The following is a 19,343-nucleotide window of genomic DNA, read 5'->3' as shown; positions in this document are numbered from 1 at the left end:
TACCTCTAAGGTGGTATATCTATGATTTTTATCGACATTTGATAAGTTGCGGTTTTTACTCAACTTTAGCTGAATCGAGCCAGTTAATGGAAAAAATACTCCTTGGGGAGTAGCGAAAGGGGAGAGGCACCAAGCGGCGATTTTGTCAGCTCGTCATTGCCCAGTATGATGAAAGAAATGGTGAGCCGAGCAGAGGAAAAAATGGCGAACAATCCGGTCAAGTTTATCGATAACCTGCGCCTGAGCGGGCATGAAGGGCTATGGCAACTGGCTATTGAGCAGGGGCGGATCGCGCATATCATTCCACAGCCTGAGGGGCTGGAGTGGCGCAGCGACGTGTTGGATGCCGAAGGCGGGCTGGCGCTGCCGCCGTTTATCGAGCCGCATATCCACCTGGATACCACGCAAACCGCCGGGCAGCCCGCATGGAACCAGTCCGGCACGCTGTTTGAAGGTATTGAGCGCTGGGCGGAGCGTAAAGCACTGCTCACCCATGAGGACGTGAAACAGCGCGCCTGGCAGACGCTGAAATGGCAAATCGCCAACGGCGTGCAGCATGTGCGCACCCATGTCGACGTCTCCGATCCTACGCTGACCGCGCTGCGCGCCATGCTGGAGGTCAAGCAGGAGGTCGCTCCTTGGATCACGCTGCAGATCGTGGCCTTCCCTCAGGAAGGGATCATGTCATATCCCAATGGGGAAGCCCTGCTGGAGGAGGCGTTACGGCTCGGGGCGGATGTGGTCGGTGCTATCCCGCATTTTGAATTCACCCGCGAATACGGCGTAGAGTCGCTGCACAAGGCCTTTGCTCTGGCACAGAAATACGATCGGCTGGTGGACGTGCACTGCGACGAGATTGACGACGAGCAGTCCCGTTTTGTGGAGACCGTGGCCGCGCTGGCATTGAAGCTGGAGATGGGCGCCAAGGTCACCGCCAGCCACACCACCGCGATGCATTCCTACAATGGGGCCTATACCTCAAGGCTGTTCCGGCTGCTGAAAATGTCCGGTATCAACTTCGTGGCCAACCCGTTGGTGAATATTCACCTGCAAGGGCGTTTCGATACCTATCCTAAACGGCGTGGCATCACACGGGTGAAGGAGATGCTGGAGGCGGGCATCAACGTCTGCTTTGGTCATGACGACGTGTTTGACCCCTGGTATCCGCTGGGCACCGCCAATATGTTGCAGGTGCTGCATATGGGGCTCCACGTCTGCCAACTGATGGGTTATGGCCAGATCGATGACGGTTTGAATCTGATCACCACCCACAGCGCACGAACTTTGAACCTGACGGATTACGGTTTGCGTGCAGGCAATAGTGCCGATTTGGTGATCTTACCCGCAGACAGCGGTTTTGACGCAGTACGCCGCCAGACGCCGGTACGCTATTCGATCCGTGCGGGTGCGGTCATCGCGGCCACCCAGCCTGCGCAAACCACGCTGTATCTGGAGCAGGAAGAGCAGGTCGACTTCAGGCGTTAGACATAAAAAAAGGGTTCTGCGTTGGCAGAACCCTGATGGGGAAAACTAGCAACAGTTAGTGCGTGGTATGCCCATGGTTACGGTGCTTGGTCACAAAACCGAGCAGCAGACACATCACAAACACGGCCAGATACAGGCCGTTGGCCGTAGTCAGTGCGGCATGGACCCCGCTGCTGGCAACGATCGGGCCGGTGACCACGAAGGTCAGCATGGTACCGATGGTGCCGCAGGTCAGGATAAAGTTGACCAGTTTCGGTGAGGAAACCTTGGTTTGCTGCGAACCGAGCGTGATCAGCGTGGTGTAGATCGCGCTGGAGACGAAGCCCAGAGCCATGATGTAGTAGCTCAGGTACTCAGGATTATCGGTGCTGATAAACAGGTACATGGCACCCGTTGCCAGCGCGGCCAGCACGGTGACGATGCGTTGCAGGTCAAAGAAGCGCAGCACGAAGCTGAACACCCACATACCGATCATGTAAGAAGTCCAGAAGTTGCTGACTACCTTGCCCGCCTGATCGATATTCATGCCGAAGGTTTTGGTGGCGTATTCCGGCACCCATTGGATAAAGCCCAACTGGCCAAGGATGTAGCACAGCGCGGCGATAGCCAGGAACAGCACGCCGATGCCCCATTTCTCTTTCACCACCGGCTCGCTGCTTTTCTCCCCTTTGTCACCCAGAACCGGGAACTCGGAACACAGCGTCAGCACGAAGATGGCCAGGTACAGCACCCCAATGCAGGCATAAACCCAGTACCAGCCAATGCTGCGCGCCAGCAGCATTGCGGCGATGATTGGGAAGATCATCCCGGCCATGCTGAAGAAGGAGTCGGTAAACAGCAAGCGTGAACCACGTTGGCGGCCCGCATACATATGGGTGATCAGGAAGGTGCCGATCGACATGGTGATACCGCTGACCACACCGAGCACAAACATGCACAGCGAGAACAGGGTCAGGCTTTTGCCCACCATCAGCCCGGCGATGGCCAGCAGCATCAGGATAAAGCCAAAGATCAGCTGACGTTTCAGCGGAATGATTTCCATCAGCCAGGCATTGAGGAAGATTGAAATCAAAATACCCGCGTTAAGGAAGGTAAAGGTATTGCTCATGCTGGAAACCGGCAGATTGAAATACTCTGCGATGTTTCCCATCACCATCCCTGTGACGATCACTAATGCACCGGTCAGCGCATAAGAGAAGAAGCTGATCCAGGTTAGCCGGATGCGGTTGCTGTCATTCATGTATATAGGCCTGATTATCTTTGTTGTGGTTTATACCCGTGGGCTGTCAGGACGTAACCTGAGATCCCTGGGGTTTAAAGCTGGCATAAGGCCGCAGGTTTTTCCTGCTAAAAACTGGAAAAGATCCCGATCAGGCCACCAGGAGGCGGATCCTAGCATAGACAACGGGAGTTTATGTGACGAGCATCGATTTTTTGATGCAATGGATGAAAGGTTTTTAGATTTTTATGTGATCAGCTACCGGGTGTGGCGATCGAATCGCGCTGGATGATGGTCGGCTCAAAGCTCACCGGTGCGGTCAGTGGATCTATCAGCAGACGAGCGGCATATTGCGCCATTTCGGTAATAGGGAAATGCACGCTGGTGAGCGCCGGGCGGACAAAAGGCGCTCGCTCGCCGCTGTCATAGCAGATCAATGAGATATCCTGCGGTACACGCAGATGCCGTTCATTAATCGCCAGCAAGGCACCCATCGCCATTTCTTCGTTGCAGCAGTAGATCGCCGTAGGCAGCGCTTTGCTGCGCAGCAACTGGTCAGCGCACTGGTAGCCGCTTTCCAGGTCATAGACCCCTTCCGGGCAGCCTAGCGGTTGCAGGTTGGCGGCCTGCATCGCATTGAGGAACCCTTGTAACCGCTGTTGGCTGGAGGCTCGTTGGGCTGGGCCACTGATACAGGCAATGCGCCGATGGCCGGCATCGATGAGCTGCTGGGTAGCAAGCTGGCTGGCATAAACGTGATCGAAGGTGACACAGCGATCTTCCAGGCCAGGGACCAGGCGATCCAGCAGCACAAAGGAGCGCTGTTCGGCCGCCAACTGACGCAGCCGATCGTCGCTGAGGCAGCGCACGTGGAGGATCACTCCGTCGCAACGCAGGCTGAACAGGCGTTGGATCGCCAGCAGTTCATTTTCCGCACTGTTGCGGCCTTGGGTTACCAGCAGCTGTTTACCGTTGGACTCGGCTTCGGTTTGGACGAAATCCATCAGGGCACCAAAGAAGCCCCCTCGGTATGAGGTGGTGACCAGGCCCAAGGTATTGCTTTGGCTGGATGCCAACGCCCTGGCCGCGGGGTTGGGGGTATAGCCCAGTTCGGCCACCGCCCGTTTGACCTTCTCGCGGGTGAGCGCTTTGACCTTGTTGTCGCCGTTGACCACGCGTGACACAGTCGCGCGGGATACGCCCGCTATCGCTGCGACATCTTCCAGTGTCACCATTTTACTGCTCCTGATTACGGGCTTATCCCCCCACTTGATCAGATTACAGGAGATAAGTGGGTCCGGCGAGCCGAACCCAATGTTGATGGTTATGCGTTAAACTGCGGCAAATAGGCTTTATTCACCTCCAGCACTTCTTCCAGCAGCGGCTGGGCAATTTGGGCGTTGGCGACCAGAGGATTGGTGACCAGTGCCAGCAGCCCACTGCGGCGATCGCCATGCACGGCGGCCTCTATCGTCAGGCGTTCATAGGCTTTAACCTGCTGGGTCAGCGCATGCATCGAATCCGGCAGTTGGCCAAACGTCAGCGGATGGGCACCCTGAGCATCGACGATACAGTTGGTTTCTATCACAGCATCGTCTGGCAAACCGCGAATAGCGCCACGATTTGCGGTATTGACCACTAATTGCGTACCGAGATTATTGTGAATGGCACGGATCAGCTCTAACGCCACTTCGGAATAGAAGGAACCACCACGGAAACTGAGCTGCTCGGGCTTGCTGTCGAGATGTGGGTCTGCATACAGTTCGAACAACTCCTTCTCTACTTTCATCACCTGCTCGGCACGGGTACCGCGTTCGGCTGCGGCGGCAATCTCCTCTGCCAGCATCTCTTTGGTCTGGTAGAAATAGCGGTGATAAGGGCAGGGGATCGCCCCTACGGCGCGCAGGAACTCTGGCGGCCAAGGCTCTTCCTTGATGTTGTTCATGGTCAGCGCGGCACCGTCACACAGCATGTCGAGTACCTTGTCGGTCACGTCCTTGCCGTTTTGCAGCACCTGGTGGACCCACACCATGTGGTTCAACCCGGCGAATTGCAGTTGTACCTCGGCGTAAGGGGCCTTCAGCATATTGGCGATCATGTGATGCATGCTGATCGGCACGTTACACAGGCCGATGATTTTCGCCTTGGTATAACGCGAAACGGCTTCGGTCACGATACCGGCCGGGTTGGTAAAGTTGATGATCCAGGCATCGGGTGCCAGCTGTTCAACCTTGCGGGCGATATTCAGCATCACCGGGATGGTGCGCAGCGCCTTGGCAAAACCGCCAACGCCGGTAGTTTCCTGGCCGATCAGTTGGTATTTCAGGCCCAGGCGCTCGTCGGCTGCCCTGGCAGGCAACTGACCCACGCGGAACTGGGTGAGAACGAAACTGGCACCGCGAATGGCCTCGTCCAGATCGAAATGCACGCTGACCTTCACCTGCTCCAGGCCGTTACGGGCCAGCATACGCTGGGTTAATGCGGCAATGATCTCGACCTTCTCCCGGCCAGGCTCAACGTCCACCAACGCCAGTTCGGTCACCGGCAACTCTTCAATTCGCAGGATCAGGCCTTCCACCAACTCCGGCGTGTAGCTGCTACCGCCGCCAATAATGGCGATTTTTAATGCGCTCATGAGCGGGCCTCCAATTGTACCTGACGGCGATAAAGTTCGATCATGTCGTCGGCCAGATCCTGAATGACCATGGCGTTCATCAAGTGATCCTGTGCGTGTACGGTGATCAGGGTGATGGCCAGTTTGCCGCAGCCTTCGTCCATGCCGATCAGTTGGGTCTGAATGCGGTGGGCCTGTTTCACCGCCTGCTTGGATTCGGCCATATGTTCGGCGGAACCGGTGAAATCACCGGCACGGGCCTGTTGCAAAGCCATCAGCGCGCTGCTGCGGGCGCTACCGGCAAATACCAGCAGCTCCATAATGGTGCTTTCAAAATCCTGGCTGACTTCAGCCATCAGTTCAGTCACGTTATCTCTCCTGTTACTGTGCGGCGGCGGCGTTGCTGGCTTCACGTTCAGCCTCGGCCTGCTCGTGTTCCTGCGCCAGTAGTTGTTTTTCATACACCTTGAAGAACGGCAGCCAGATCGCCAGGTCAATCACCATCAGCACCAGCACCAATACGGCGGCACGGATATCCCAGGAGGCGGAGATCATCGCTCCCAGCGGTGCCGGAGCGGTCCAGGGAGCCATCGCCACCATTTTCTCCACCATATCCCAGTGCAGGGCGAAATAAGCCAGAGTGGCGTTAACCATCGGCACCACAATCAATGGGATAAACAGCGTTGGGTTCATCACCACCGGCGAACCAAACAGCAGCGGTTCATTGATATTGAAAGCCGCCGGGACCACGCTCAGCTTGCCGATGGTGCGTAGATGAATGGAACGGCTGCGCAGATAAAGGAAGGCCAACACCAGCGTGGAGCCAGAGCCGCCGATACAGACATAGAATGACCAGAATGGCGCGGTCAGCGTTTGGGTCATGGCTGCACCGTTGGCGACCAGCGCGGCGTTAGTGGCCAGGTTAGCCATAAAGATCGGGTTCAGCAGGCCGGTCACGATGTTGTCGCCGTGAATACCGGCAAACCACAGCAGGTTGGCAATCAGCACCGCCAAAAGGATGGCTGGCAGCGTATCGCCGACGGAAATCAGCGGCTGGAACACCTGCATAATCGCAGCGGGCAGCAGCAGTTGGAATTCGCTCTGCATCAGGAGGCTGATGGGGTAGACCGTCAACAGAATGCCGACCACTGGGTACAGCAGTTCAAACGAGCGGGCAATGGCAGGGGGAACCTGCTCTGGCATGCGAATGGTGATGTTGTACTTTTTCAGCAGGCGGATCAGTTCGACCGACCAAATGGCGCAGATCAGGGCGGTGAATACCCCCTGGCCACCCAGAAAATCGAGGGACATCTTGTTGTCGACCTGTGGCGCGGAGGCCAGCAGGAATGCCATCAGCGACAGCAGCGCAGCGGTCAGCGCATCCATTTTGTAGTGCTTTGCCAGACTGTAGGCGGTACCAATAGAGACAAATACGCTCATCAACCCCATGGTCATAAAGAACGGCATGGTGATGGTGTCCCAGTGCTTCTTGGCGAACCCTAACCAGGCTTGCCCAAAGCTGGAGGTGGTGGTCGCGTCAAACGGCGGGTTGGCGACGATCAGCATGATACTGCCGACGATCAAAAATGGCATAGCGCTGATAAAACCGTCACGAATGGCAATAATATGGCGCTGGCTACCGATCCGGCCAGCCAGTGGCGCGATATGGCTTTCGACCACGCGCATCAGGGAAGCGTATAGGCTCATAGGGTTCTCCGCGGCGTCAGGCGATCAGGCTGAGGGCTTGGTCTAATACCTTGTCACCGCGCAGGGTGCCGTAATCCATCATGTCGATGACGGCAACCGGCAGGCCATGCGGCCCGGCAAGCTGGCTGAAGCGGGCCAGTTCGTACTTTACCTGTGGCCCCAACAGCACCACGCTGGCAGTTGGCAACTCAGCTTCGAAATCCGCAGCCGGTACCGCCACAATCTCCACGGCCAGTTCGCGCTTTTGCGCTTCGGTTTGCATGCGTTTGACCAGCATGCTGGTGGACATCCCCGCGGCACAGCACAGCACTATCTTTTTCATCATTGCTCTCCAGTATTATTATGGTTATCAGCGCAAATGAGAGCGCTCTCATTTATTTAGCCTAGCTGGATTGCAGAACCAAACCGGGATTTGTGTCGCAAAAACCGATGAAGGGCGAAAATCGGCAAATAATGCGTGATCGGCTTGGCAAAAATCAGTACGGGGATCATACTGTCGGCAGGAAAAAACCGGGCGCACTCAGAAACGTCCGGCAATTGAGTAAATATAGGTAAATGGCTGGCGCTGCCGGGCGCAGCTCTTTAGAATCAAAGCGCTTTCCGTTGTTTGTATCTCAAAGAAAGGACCCGTTCATGTTCAAACGTACTTTAGTGACCTTCGTTGCGCTGTGTTCACTGACAGCCATGGCACCCGCCGCATTAGCCGCCGGTGAAACCCACGTCATGCTGACCACCTCGGCAGGGAATATCGAATTGGCGCTCGACAGTCAGAAGGCACCGGTCTCAACCAAGAACTTCATTGACTACGTGAACAGCGGTTACTACAACAACACCGTTTTCCACCGCGTGATCCCTGGTTTCATGGTTCAGGGTGGCGGTTTTACTGCGGATATGCAGCAGAAAACCACCAATGCACCGATCAAAAACGAAGCCGACAACGGCCTGCGTAACCTGCGTGGCACCATTTCCATGGCGCGTACCGCCGATAAAGACAGTGCCACCAGCCAGTTCTTCCTGAACGTGGCAGACAATGCGTTCCTCGATCATGGCCAGCGTGATTTTGGCTACGCGGTGTTTGGCAAAATCGTTAAAGGTATGGACGTAGTAGATAAAATCTCCCAGGTACCCACTGGCAACGTCGGTCCTTACCAGAATGTCCCGAGTAAACCTATCGTGATCCTGTCGGCCAAAGTGCTGCCATAAATCACCCAAGCCGGTCTCTAGCTGGGGGCCGGCCTGCTTTTCCCTCCTGAATGTTTGCCTGCATCACTGTTTTTTTCGATCCCACGTGATTTAATTGCCCGCTTTTATACCCTATGGATTTCAAGTTGCAGCTAGGCGACAAACTTACTCATCCTCAGGAGCTTACTTTTGGGTAAGTGACTGGGGTGAGTAAGTGCAGGTAACAACGCTGCAGCTTGAAAGACGACGGGAATATAACCAGACCGGATACCCGGCACTTTTTTGATCGCTCCGTTGTTCAGGATGAGCCGTTTTTATGTACGAATTTAACCAGGTGTTACTGCTGCTACAGCAGATGTGCGTGTATCTCGTCATTGCCTATCTGCTGAGCAAGACGCCGCTGTTTATTCCGTTGATGCAGGTGACCATTCGCCTGCCGCACAAGTTGCTGTGCTACGTCATTTTCTCGGTGTTCTGCATTATGGGCACCTATTTTGGCCTGCATATTCAAGACTCCATCGCCAATACCCGCGCTATCGGCGCCGTGTTGGGCGGGCTGCTGGGTGGGCCCTCCGTCGGTTTCCTGGTTGGCCTAACGGGCGGCTTGCATCGTTATACACTGGGGGGCATGACAGACGTCGCCTGTGCGATCTCCACGGTGGCCGAAGGTCTGGTTGGCGGTATTGTGCACAGCATTGCCATGCGGCGCGGGCGTATCGATCTGCTGTTCAACCCGCTGTTTGTCGCCGGGATTGCGTTGGTGGCCGAAGTGCTGCAAATGGCGATTATCCTGATCGTCGCGCGTCCGTTCCCCGAAGCGGTGCTGCTGGTGGAGCACATCGTCCTGCCGATGCTGATCGCCAATACCATCGGTGCCGCCATGTTCATGCAGATCCTGCTTGATCGGCGGGCGATGTTTGAGAAATACACCAGCGCCTTCTCCTCCAAGGCGTTGAAGATTGCCGAACGTACCGAGGGTATTCTGCGCCAGGGGTTTGACCAGGAAAACAGCATGAAGGTGGCGCGAGTGGTCTATCAGGAGCTGGGCATCGGCGCCGTGGCGATCACCGACCGTGACAAGCTGCTGGCCTTTATCGGCATTGGTGACGACCACCATCTGCCGGGCACGCCGATCTCCTCGGTCCACTCCCATCGCGCCATCGATAACAACGAGGTGGTGTATGCCGACGGCAATGAGCTGTCTTACTGCTGCTCCATCAACGGCAATTGCAAACTAGGTTCGACACTGGTGATCCCGCTGCGTGGTGAAAACCAGCGAGTGATTGGCACCATCAAACTGTATGAACCCAAGACCAAGCTGTTTAGCACCATTAATCGCACGCTGGGGGAAGGGATTGCCAGCCTGCTGTCGGCGCAAATCATGGCCGGGCAATATGAGCGCCATAAACAGCTGCTGGCCCAGTCGGAAATCAAACTGCTGCATGCGCAGGTGAACCCGCATTTCCTGTTCAACGCCCTGAATACGCTGGTGGCGGTGATCCGCCGCGATGGCGACCGGGCCTGCGAACTGGTGCAGTATCTGTCGACCTTTTTCCGTAAAAACCTCAAGCGCTCCGACGATGAGGTGAGCCTGGCGGACGAGATCGAACATGTGAACGCCTATCTGCAGATCGAAAAGGCCCGTTTTGCCGATCGGCTGGAGATCACCGTTTCGCTGCCGGAAGAGTTGCTGGCAGTGCGTTTACCTGCGTTCTCGCTGCAGCCGATTGTGGAAAATGCCATCAAGCACGGTACTTCCCACCTGTTGGGGATTGGCCGTGTCGATATTGGTGCTCGTCTGGAGGGCGATCACTTGCTGTTGCAGGTGACGGATAACGCCGGGCTGTTCCGTCAGCAGACCGGTGGCAGCGGGTTGGGGATGAACCTGGTCGATCGGCGTATCCGCGTGCGCTATGGTGAAGATTATGGCGTGCAGGTCACCTGCGAACCTGAAGCCTATACTTGCATCACCCTTAACGTTCCCTTGGCGAGGGCTGCTTGATGTTGAACGTACTGATTGTCGATGACGAGCCCTTTGCCCGCGATAACCTGCGCCACCTGCTGGAAGAGGAAGAGGGCATTACCATTATTGGTGAATGCGCCAATGCCATTGAGGCCATCAGCCAAATCCACCGCTTGCAACCGGACGTGGTATTCCTGGACATCCAGATGCCGCGTATCAGCGGATTGGAAATGGTTGGCATGCTCGATCCGAACCGTATGCCCTACATCGTGTTTCTGACGGCCTATGACGAATACGCAGTGCAGGCCTTTGAGCAGCATGCGTTTGATTACCTGCTGAAACCGGCGGAGCCGAATCGGCTGAATAAAACCCTGCAGCGCCTGCATCAGCGCCGTGCTCCGCAGAATATTGCGGCGTTGGATGAAAGCGCGGGCTACCTGAAATACATTCCCTGCACCGGCCACAGCCGGATTTACCTGCTGCGTTTCGACGAGGTGATCGCTATCCGCTCACGCTCGACCGGGGTGTATGTGGTACGCAATGACGGCATGGAGTGTTTTACCGAACTGACGCTTCGCACGTTGGAAAGCCGCACGCCATTGGTGCGCTGCCACCGGCAATATCTGGTGAACCTTGAGCGGGTCAAAGAGATCCGTTTTGAAGAAAGTGGCACGGCGGAAATGATTATGTCGGTGGGGGAGCCGGTACCGGTCAGCCGCCGCTATCTCAAATCGCTGAAAGAAGAGCTGGGGTTACGCGGATAACGTTAAGCGACTCGGTTTGGCATGAGAGACTCTAATGTGCCACAGATTGACTCCTACGATTGATATCGGTTCCGCATCAGCTCCCTCTTACTAAAGGAAGGGCTGGTTGCACGTCCCGCGATACGGTTTGGCATGAGGGACCCTAATGTGCCGCAGATTGACTCCTACGATAGATATCGGCTCCGCATCAGCTCCCTCTCCCTAAAGGAAGGACTGGTTGCACGTCCCGCAATACGGTTTGGCATGAGGGACCCTAACGTGCCACAGATTAACTCCTACGATTGATATCGGCTCTGCATCAGCTCCCTCTCACAAAAGGAAGGACTGGGTGCACGTCCCGCGATACGGTTTGGCATGAGGGACCCTAATGTGCCGCAGATTGACTCCTACGATTGATATCGGCTTGAAGAGTTTGCTGAGGTGACCTCTTTCACTTGCAAAAGAGCAGGGGCTAATAGCTCCCTCTCCCTGTGGGAGAGATACCGTCTTGTCGGCTATCCGGCAAGCGGTATTTCCGCATTAAATGTCTTTCCTGATTTCACCACACCATAGGCCAGTTGCAGCAACTTTCGCATCGCCGCACACACTCTTTCTTTGCCCGACTTCCCACGCAACTTTAGCCTTTCTGTTAAGTCTTTAACCACAACATTGTATTGGCCTGCCACTACCGCGGGCATGTATAACGCACTTCGCAGCTCACCGTGCCCCACTTTCGATAACCGGCTTTTCCCTTTAAACATCCCCGACTCACATCGCTGTGGATTCAGTCCTGCGTACGCTACCAGGGCCTTGCTGCTGGTGAACCGACGCAGGTTTCCTGCGAAGGCCAGCAGGCTGGAGCTCAGCATCTCTCCCACTCCAGGGATACTTTTTAGCAACTCGCTGTCCCGTTTCAGGTCAGGGTTATCATCGATGTGCTGACTGATTTTCTTTTTCGTTTCTCGTATCAGTTCATCCAACGTGGCGATGTGCTCATTGAGTGAAGGGACGATGACTGCTTCGGCCACCTCCAGGCGATTTTCTTCCATCTGACGCATCTCTTCCAGGTTCTTAAGATGCCTGACCAACGCGGTCAACTGGCGCTCGCTCAACGGGGCTGGGAACCACGGGGCAGGCTGATGCAGTGCGCAGTAGCGGGCTATCATCGCTGCATCGCTTTTGTCCGTTTTGTTCCGGGCCAGTTCTGTATTGCCGAAGGAATGGATACACGCCGGGTTCATCAGACTGACGTGGTAGTTGTTGTCTGCCAGATAAGTGGCCAGTTCCGTGCTGTAGCTCCCGGTGGCTTCCATACAGACATGACAGTCGCCAAAGCGGCTCAACCAGGCTGCGAACTCGCGGCATCCAGAAGGGGTATTGGCAAACTTTTTGGTTTTATACTTCTGATTGTCCAGCAGTACGGCGACATCAAATTTGTGTTTAGCGATATCAACGCCGACAGGGGTTCTACGCATTATGGCACTCCATAACCATGTCTGAAATTTATCGCCGGACCATCCTTATATGTAGGTGCTCATAGGCACAGGATACCGTTCGGTCTACAAGGCGACAGGGAAATAGACAGCCGGGGCACAATCTCTCCCACGGGCTCATAGGCACTAGGGTTAGGGGGAGCTCACCGGCTATCTCCCGATGATCAGTCGGGGATCTTCTCCGCTAAGGCGGAGAAGATCAAGACATAAGGGTTGGGGTGAGGGGCCCTTTTGTTTGTCCTTGACGGGTTTACGTCTCGCTTATAGCCTTGATGATATCAACGGGCGCATTCGCGCCGTACAGGGTTATAGGAACAGAAAATGAGCGAAGCACGGATTATTGCCAAAGCGATGAAAGACGGGAAACCGGCGCAGGAACTGGTCATTTTGCCTGCCCTGGCTAACCGCCACGGGTTGATCACCGGGGCGACCGGTACGGGCAAAACGGTCACCCTGCAAAAGATGGCGGAGCAGTTCTCGCGCATCGGCATTCCGGTATTCCTGGCGGACGTTAAAGGCGATCTGTCGGGCATTGCGGCCGAAGGTGTTCCCTCCGAGAAGTTGCAGGCGCGGTTGGCGGCAATTGGCGTTACCGACTGGCAACCCCAAGCCTGTTCCATGATCCCTTGGGATATTTTTGGTGAAAAGGGCCATCCTATCCGTGCCACCATTTCCGATCTTGGCCCGCTGCTGCTAGGCCGCCTGTTGGATCTGAATGAGGTGCAGAGCGGCGTGTTGCAGTTGGTGTTCAAGATCGCCGATGACAACGCCTTACTGTTGCTGGATATGAAAGACCTGCGTGCGATGGTGCAGTACGTCGGGGATAACGCCAAACAGTTCCAAACCCAGTACGGCAACATCTCTTCGGCCTCGATCGGGGCGATCCAGCGTGGTTTGCTGACGCTGGAACAGCAGGGTGCCAATCAGTTCTTTGGCGAGCCGATGTTGGATATCAACGATCTGATGAGAACCGACGCCAACGGGCACGGCATTATCAACCTGCTGGCGGCGGATAAGCTGATTAACCAGCCGAAGCTGTATGCGGTGTTTTTGCTGTGGCTACTGGCGGAGCTGTTTGAGCATTTGCCGGAAGTGGGCGATCCGGAACAGCCAAAGCTGGTGTTTTTCTTCGACGAAGCCCACCTACTGTTTAACGATGCGCCACCGGCATTGCTGACCAAAATTGAACAGGTGGTGCGCCTGATCCGTTCCAAAGGCGTGGGCATCTACTTTGTCACCCAGAATCCGTTGGATATCCCGGACAGTGTCCTGGGCCAGCTGGGTAACCGTGTCCAGCACGCGCTGCGGGCCTTTACACCACGCGATCAGAAAGCGGTGAAGGCGGCGGCACAAACCATGCGCGCCAATCCAGACTTTGATGCGGAAATGGCAATCACTGAGCTAGGCGTGGGCGAGGCACTAGTCTCCTTCCTGGATGAAAAAGGGCGGCCGAACGTGGTGGAGCGTGCGATGGTGATCGCTCCGGAATCGAAAATGGGCATGCTGGGGGCCGAAGGGATGAACAGCGCCATCAATAAATCCCCGCTCTACGGACGTTATGAGGATATGGTAGATCGTGAATCTGCCTATGAAAAACTGGCCGCAGGTGGTTTTGCCACTGTGGGTACGCCACAGCCTGGGCAACCGGCTCAGAAACCGGCCGCAGGGCAGGAAAGCGGCGGTGGCTTGATGGGCGGCTTGAACGAGATCCTGTTTGGTTCCACTGGGCCACGCGGCGGTAAACACGACGGCATCGTGCAGACCGCCGCCAAGAGCATGGCGCGCGATCTGGGCCGCCAGATCCTGCGCGGCGTTTTAGGCTCGATCATGGGTGGCCGCAAAAAGTAGGTCTGTGATTATTTTGTGGGGCGCAGAATACTGCGTCCGTTTAGCTTTGCCAGCGGTTTCAAACTTGGCAGTCAGAGCAGATTTCGCAGACAGTGTCTGCGAAATGGCTTGCCTCACAAATTTCTCTGATAGCATCCGAGCAATTTCCAGGCTAAAGCCCTAAAACTGCTCAGGATGCTTGGTGTGAAACTGGATGATTGAGCAAGTCATTAAATCAACACATTAAGCCCATGTTTCAGGACCACGGTAAGTAACTTCAACGACAGGCCACTGGGGCGTTTTGCGCCGCTTTCCCATTTTTGTACTGTAGAAACGCTGGTGTTTAGATAACGGGCAAAGACTGGCTGGCTGACATTGAGCTTTTCCCGCAATGCTTTGATTTCAAGTGGTTGAAGATCTTTGACGCTGCTGATGCAGGCTTGATCGAAGCTACGCATCGTCTCCTGCGGGATGGCATCGACGCTGAATAACCCAGAAGCTGCACTATGGATGGCTTCAAACGCAGGACTTTTGAATTTACTTTTTGCGGTCATGACAAATCTCCACCAGCTCTTTATTTGTAATCAATGCCATAATCTTTTCATCTGTAAGTACCGCATAGTACTTTGCTAACTCTCGAAATCCAGCAAGTTCACGTTTATCGATGTTGGCCATATCCTGTTTAGCATACAGGAACGTGTAAAACCAATGCACTCCGCCTTTGGCTAATATTATCGCGCGATCACGATTCTCCCTTAGGTGCTTCTTGTATATTCCGCCTCCGAGGTCATCGGCCTTCCCTTCTATCACTGCGTCAATAGCCCGGCATAATTCCCTATCTTTGATGCCATGAGATTCGGCCATTTTGGCAAACCATTTGGTTTTAAATACGCGCATTAGGTTGACATCCTGTTACCTTAACTATAGCACTCGGTGCTACACTACTCTCTTTTTTGGCTGATTCAACGTTTTCCAATCAGCAAAACTGGCTGTCTTTATGGATTACTGTTCGAACGTGGCTATAGGTGTAACGGCGAAGGTTAGATAAACTCGGCTATCTAGCTATTTGATACGGGCGACCGTAACGATCCTTCATACTAAGTTCATTTAAACATGCTGCTGCTGATCGATAACTACGACTCTTTTACCTACAACCTCTATCAGTACTTCTGCGAACTGGGTGCAGAAGTGCTGGTGAAGCGTAACGATGAACTGCAACTGGCCGATATTGAGCGGCTGGCACCGCAACATCTGGTGATCTCCCCTGGCCCCTGTACGCCGAACGAGGCGGGCATCTCGCTGGCCGCGATCCGCCATTTTGCCGGCAAGTTGCCGATCCTTGGGGTTTGCCTTGGGCATCAGGCGTTGGGCCAGGCGTTTGGTGCCGACGTGGTTCGCGCTCGAGAGGTGATGCACGGCAAAACCTCAGCTATCCGCCATCAAAATCTCGGCGTGTTCAAGGGATTGAATAATCCACTGACCGTCACCCGCTACCATTCACTGATCCTGGACGCGGCGACGTTGCCGGAGTGCTTTGAGGTGACCGCCTGGAGCGAACGTGACGGCGAACGGGATGAGATCATGGGGATCCGCCACCGGACGCTGGCGCTGGAAGGCGTACAGTTCCATCCAGAGAGCATTCTCAGCGAACAGGGGCACCAACTGCTGGGTAATTTCCTTGGAAGTTAGCCGTTAGTGGTTTTTTAAGCTTGCCCTTGATTGGTTTTTTATGCATATTTTGTGATTATATTTTCACTTGATAGTTAGCCGCCTGGAGCCAGTAATGACCGAAAAAACCGCAGTTACCCGCAGCACCTTTGATCAGGTTATCCTGCCTGTTTATGCACCCGCCCAGTTTGTGCCGGTGAAGGGCAAGGGGAGCCGCGTATGGGACCAGCAGGGGAAAGAGTATATCGACTTCTCTGGTGGCATCGCGGTGACTGCGTTGGGGCACTGCCATCCGGCACTGGTTGAGGCTCTAAAGCAGCAGGGCGAAACCTTGTGGCATACCAGCAACGTATTCACCAATGAGCCCGCGCTGCGCCTGGCCAGTAAATTGATCGCTGCCACCTTCGCCGACCGGGTGTTTTTCGCCAACTCGGGTGCGGAGGCTAACGAAGCGGCTTTCAAGCTCGCTCGTCATTACGCCATCACCCGTCATAGCCCGTATAAAACCAAGATTATCGCGTTTAATAACGCTTTCCATGGCCGTACGCTGTTCACCGTTTCCGTGGGCGGGCAGCCAAAATATTCCGACGGCTTTGGGCCGAAACCGGCCGATATCGTGCATGTACCTTTCAACGATCTGGCCGCGGTGAAAGCGGTGATGGACGATCACACCTGTGCGGTAGTGATGGAGCCTATTCAGGGTGAAGGGGGCATTACCGCCGCCGATCCTGTCTTCCTCAAGGGCGTACGTGAACTTTGCGACCAACATCAGGCGCTGCTGGTGTTTGATGAAGTGCAAAGCGGTATGGGCCGTAGCGGCAAGCTGTTTACCTATATGCATTACGGCATTACGCCAGACATCCTCACTACTGCTAAAGCGCTGGGCGGCGGTTTCCCGGTGAGCGCGATGCTGACCACCGAAGAGATCGCCTCGGTGATGCAGGTTGGCACCCACGGCACCACCTACGGCGGCAACCCACTGGCCTGTGCAGTGGCAGAGGCAGCGTTGGACGTGATCAACACGCCAGAGGTGCTAAGCGGGATTGAGCAGCGTCGTGGGCTGTTTGTTCAGGCTTTGCAGGAGATCGGTAAGAAATACGATGTGTTCAGCGATATTCGTGGCATGGGGCTGTTGATTGGCGCGGAACTGAAGGCTGGCTATCACGGCAAAGCGCGTGATTTCCTCACTGCCGCTGCTGCACGTGGTTTGATGATCCTCAATGCCGGGCCAAATGTGATCCGTTTTGCCCCTTCGTTGGTGGTTGAGCTGAAAGATATCGACGAGGGCATGGCGCTGTTCGAATTGGCCGTACAGGATGTGATTAACGGCTGATCAAGTTAGCGGGGCTGCGGTCCCGCTAGTCTCAGCTTTCCCGCAATTTGCGCTTCAGCCAGATCCCATGATGTGGGCGCTGGCGCCATGCCAATGACGAAATGGTATGCATCACGGTCAGGTGAGAAAGGATCCGCCTCAAGTGGCGTTCCATCTCGGTGATCGGCATATCTGGATGCAGGTCCGGCGGCTGCATGATGCTGTTGCTGGTACTCGGGCCGTCATATTCCAACCGCTGCTGACAGCTCTGTAAGGCGATCTCACAGGTTTGCAGATACTCCTGAGCCAGCTTTGGCGTCAGCATATAGTGCTCGCGCGCCAGAATGGTCATCGCATTCAGGTGTTCAACAATAAACTGGTTATGGGTGATCCACAGCCGCATATCAGCCAGATAATTCGATTCAAACCCCGGTTCCTGCATCGCCTGATTGAGCGAGGTAAACAGGGCGTTATGCGCCTGATTGACCTGCATGCGTGTGTAGGCCAGTTCGCTGGGGTCGGGTTCCTGTTCTTCCAGCAATAAACGCAGTGCAGTCTGATCGTGCTCCAGAGCCTGATGGGCGTTTTTACGCAGCATGCCGCTCTGCCACTGCGGCCATAGCCAGATTGTGCCACCAAACACCAGTACGCAGCCGATAAGGGTATCGATCAGGCGGGGGACCAGGAAATGGGTACCGTTCAGCGCCAGGAGCTGCAAGGTGTAGACGGCGGTCACGGTGAAGCCCATCACCGCCAGCCCGTAGTTTTTCCGCAGGATCAGATAGGCCGCCAGGGTGATGACCAACATGATGCTCAGCGTCACGTTCTCCGGCATCTGTAGTTGCAACAGTCCAGCGGCAATCACCAGCCCGGCCAACGTGCCGAGGGCACGGTGCTGGATCCTCACCCGCGTGGCGTTATAGCCGTTTTGGCTGACCAGCATGATGGTCAGCAAGATCCAGTAGGGTTTTGGCAGATTGAACAGCATGCCCAGGCTGCTGCCTGCCGCCAGAATGACCCCCAGTCTGGCGGCGTTACGCAAGGCGTTGGATTTGAACGATAGATAGCTCACCACTGCAGGCCAGAACGGCAGGCGTGACTGATTGGCCATCAGATTACGGCGGTAAAGTGGGTGCTGAGTGCGCAGCAGGCGTGCGATGCGACTGAAGTGGTAATAGCAGAACTGGCCAACCGGATTATCGGCGTGCTGTGAGGCCACTTTTTCCAGCGCCGCCAGCTCATTCTTCATGCTGAAACGCGTAGAGTGCCGATGATAGAGAATATCGTCGGCCACCACCCGCAGGCGCGTGGCGATCACCTGGGCGTTGCGGCGGATGATCGCTTCGGCCTGGCTTTGCTCCACCAGCTTTTGCACTTCTTCCGGCAGATGCAGGCTGACGGTGATGTGCTCTTGCAAATCGAGCGCCACCTGAAACGTACGCCGCAGGCGCTTTTGCTCCAGGTTATTGGCATGGGGCAGGAAATTAAGCTGTTGGTATAGCAGACTGATCAGATCCATGACTTTCTGCTGGCGTTGCAACAGCGGCGGCAGGGCAGTTTCAGGATCGGTATGCTGCGTCAGTAATGAGTATTTGGCTTCAAAATAGTCGGCCAGCTGCATATACAGCTGGCTTAGAGATTCGCGCATCGGCTGCTCTTTCCACAGCTTGAACCAGGCCCAGGTAAACAGCCCGTACCAGGCGGTGCCGACGATATACAGCAAAGGGGCATGCCAGATTGGCACGGTGCCTACCATGCTGAGGGAAAAGATGGCGGCGACCAATGCGGCTGGTAGCAGGCGTGCGTGCAGCGGGCTGATCTCACCGCTGACGCCGAGCAACAGCGCCATTGCCAGCATCAGCAAGGGTAACGGCAGATCCCACAGCAGGGCTTGTTGCAGCAGAAGGCTGCTGAGTGCGAACAGGGAGCCGCCTACGACCAGGCGTTTGAAAAAGCGTTTGTGCGGCGTATCCAGCCCGGCAATGTTGCAGCAGGCGGGCACCAACGAGAACAGCATGCCGAGTTGCAGGTTGCCAATCAGTAAACCAAACGCCACCGGCAGGCACAACACCAGCGTTTGCCGCAGTGCGTAGTTGACTTCCGGGTGGTAGATCAGGCGGCGCCACATGG

17 protein-coding genes are annotated in these 19,343 nt (G+C 55.5%); 7 read left to right on the top strand and 10 right to left on the bottom strand.

Annotated elements, in window-relative coordinates:
- Positions 1 to 201: 201 nt before the first annotated feature.
- The gene (locus KGP17_RS25530; RefSeq protein ID WP_021181689.1) at positions 202 to 1,485 is read left to right on the top strand and encodes a cytosine deaminase; all 1,284 of its coding nucleotides are present in this window, start codon (positions 202 to 204) and stop codon (positions 1,483 to 1,485) included.
- Between the two features lie 55 nt (positions 1,486 to 1,540).
- Here the strand turns inward: KGP17_RS25530 and tsgA are convergent, their stop codons facing one another.
- From tsgA to KGP17_RS25500, 6 genes are all read right to left on the bottom strand, one after another.
- Complete coding sequence (gene tsgA / locus KGP17_RS25525; protein ID WP_021181688.1) at positions 1,541 to 2,725, bottom strand: MFS transporter TsgA; 1,185 nt, start codon at positions 2,723 to 2,725, stop codon at positions 1,541 to 1,543.
- Positions 2,726 to 2,958: 233 nt separating this feature from the next.
- On the bottom strand, positions 2,959 to 3,939 hold the full coding sequence (locus KGP17_RS25520; RefSeq protein WP_223498578.1) for a LacI family DNA-binding transcriptional regulator: 981 nt from the start codon (positions 3,937 to 3,939) through the stop codon (positions 2,959 to 2,961).
- 89 nt (positions 3,940 to 4,028) lie between these two features.
- A complete protein-coding gene (locus tag KGP17_RS25515; protein ID WP_223498577.1) occupies positions 4,029 to 5,339 on the bottom strand; it encodes a 6-phospho-beta-glucosidase in 1,311 nt (436 codons plus the stop codon).
- The gene (locus tag KGP17_RS25510; RefSeq protein ID WP_037411230.1) at positions 5,336 to 5,674 is read right to left on the bottom strand and encodes a PTS lactose/cellobiose transporter subunit IIA; all 339 of its coding nucleotides are present in this window, start codon (positions 5,672 to 5,674) and stop codon (positions 5,336 to 5,338) included. Before KGP17_RS25510 ends, KGP17_RS25515 begins: the two co-directional genes overlap by 4 nt.
- Positions 5,675 to 5,699: 25 nt before the next feature.
- Entirely contained in the window at positions 5,700 to 7,025 is a 1,326-nt protein-coding gene (locus KGP17_RS25505) for a PTS sugar transporter subunit IIC (protein ID WP_021807481.1), read from the bottom strand.
- A 16-nt stretch (positions 7,026 to 7,041) separates the two neighbouring features.
- Entirely contained in the window at positions 7,042 to 7,347 is a 306-nt protein-coding gene (locus KGP17_RS25500; RefSeq protein WP_037376515.1) for a PTS sugar transporter subunit IIB, read from the bottom strand.
- Between the two features lie 311 nt (positions 7,348 to 7,658).
- On the opposite strand from KGP17_RS25500, the gene ppiA reads away from it, so the two are divergent.
- The 3 genes from ppiA (at position 7,659) to btsR (ending at position 10,934) form a co-directional block, all read left to right on the top strand.
- Positions 7,659 to 8,228: a peptidylprolyl isomerase A gene (gene ppiA / locus KGP17_RS25495; RefSeq protein ID WP_021181682.1), complete on the top strand. Its 570-nt coding sequence runs from the start codon at positions 7,659 to 7,661 to the stop codon at positions 8,226 to 8,228.
- A 295-nt stretch (positions 8,229 to 8,523) separates the two neighbouring features.
- Complete coding sequence (locus KGP17_RS25490; RefSeq protein ID WP_021807483.1) at positions 8,524 to 10,209, top strand: sensor histidine kinase; 1,686 nt, start codon at positions 8,524 to 8,526, stop codon at positions 10,207 to 10,209.
- Positions 10,209 to 10,934: a two-component system response regulator BtsR gene (btsR, locus tag KGP17_RS25485; RefSeq protein ID WP_223498576.1), complete on the top strand. Its 726-nt coding sequence runs from the start codon at positions 10,209 to 10,211 to the stop codon at positions 10,932 to 10,934. Before KGP17_RS25490 ends, btsR begins: the two co-directional genes overlap by 1 nt.
- 494 nt (positions 10,935 to 11,428) lie before the next feature.
- Here the strand turns inward: btsR and KGP17_RS25480 are convergent, their stop codons facing one another.
- Positions 11,429 to 12,388: an IS110 family transposase gene (locus KGP17_RS25480; RefSeq protein ID WP_059199085.1), complete on the bottom strand. Its 960-nt coding sequence runs from the start codon at positions 12,386 to 12,388 to the stop codon at positions 11,429 to 11,431.
- Between the two features lie 339 nt (positions 12,389 to 12,727).
- On the opposite strand from KGP17_RS25480, the gene KGP17_RS25475 reads away from it, so the two are divergent.
- Positions 12,728 to 14,254, top strand: coding sequence for a helicase HerA-like C-terminal domain-containing protein (locus KGP17_RS25475; RefSeq protein WP_223498575.1), 1,527 nt, complete (start codon positions 12,728 to 12,730; stop codon positions 14,252 to 14,254).
- Positions 14,255 to 14,463: 209 nt separating this feature from the next.
- Here KGP17_RS25475 and KGP17_RS25470 read toward each other — a convergent pair whose 3' ends face one another.
- Together KGP17_RS25470 and KGP17_RS25465 are read right to left on the bottom strand one after the other, a co-directional pair.
- Positions 14,464 to 14,787, bottom strand: coding sequence for a DNA-binding transcriptional regulator (locus KGP17_RS25470; protein ID WP_223498574.1), 324 nt, complete (start codon positions 14,785 to 14,787; stop codon positions 14,464 to 14,466).
- Complete coding sequence (locus KGP17_RS25465; RefSeq protein ID WP_179250706.1) at positions 14,771 to 15,130, bottom strand: type II toxin-antitoxin system RelE/ParE family toxin; 360 nt, start codon at positions 15,128 to 15,130, stop codon at positions 14,771 to 14,773. Before KGP17_RS25465 ends, KGP17_RS25470 begins: the two co-directional genes overlap by 17 nt.
- A 216-nt stretch (positions 15,131 to 15,346) precedes the next feature.
- Between KGP17_RS25465 and KGP17_RS25460 the strand changes: the two genes are divergently transcribed.
- Both KGP17_RS25460 and KGP17_RS25455 read left to right on the top strand, forming a co-directional pair.
- Complete coding sequence (locus tag KGP17_RS25460) at positions 15,347 to 15,922, top strand: aminodeoxychorismate synthase component II (RefSeq protein WP_059199470.1); 576 nt, start codon at positions 15,347 to 15,349, stop codon at positions 15,920 to 15,922.
- A 94-nt stretch (positions 15,923 to 16,016) separates the two neighbouring features.
- Positions 16,017 to 17,234, top strand: a complete 1,218-nt coding sequence (locus KGP17_RS25455; RefSeq protein ID WP_024482717.1) for an aspartate aminotransferase family protein — start codon at positions 16,017 to 16,019, stop codon at positions 17,232 to 17,234.
- A gap of 31 nt (positions 17,235 to 17,265) precedes the next feature.
- On the opposite strand, the gene KGP17_RS25450 is transcribed toward KGP17_RS25455, so the two are convergent.
- On the bottom strand, positions 17,266 to 19,341 hold the full coding sequence (locus KGP17_RS25450; protein WP_223498573.1) for a YccS/YhfK family putative transporter: 2,076 nt from the start codon (positions 19,339 to 19,341) through the stop codon (positions 17,266 to 17,268).
- Positions 19,342 to 19,343: the final 2 nt, after the last annotated feature.

The sequence above is a fragment of the Serratia sp. JSRIV001 genome, from assembly GCF_019968745.1.
GTDB lineage: Bacteria > Pseudomonadota > Gammaproteobacteria > Enterobacterales > Enterobacteriaceae > Chania > Chania fonticola_B.
This window is presented reverse-complemented; position numbering and strand designations above follow the sequence as displayed.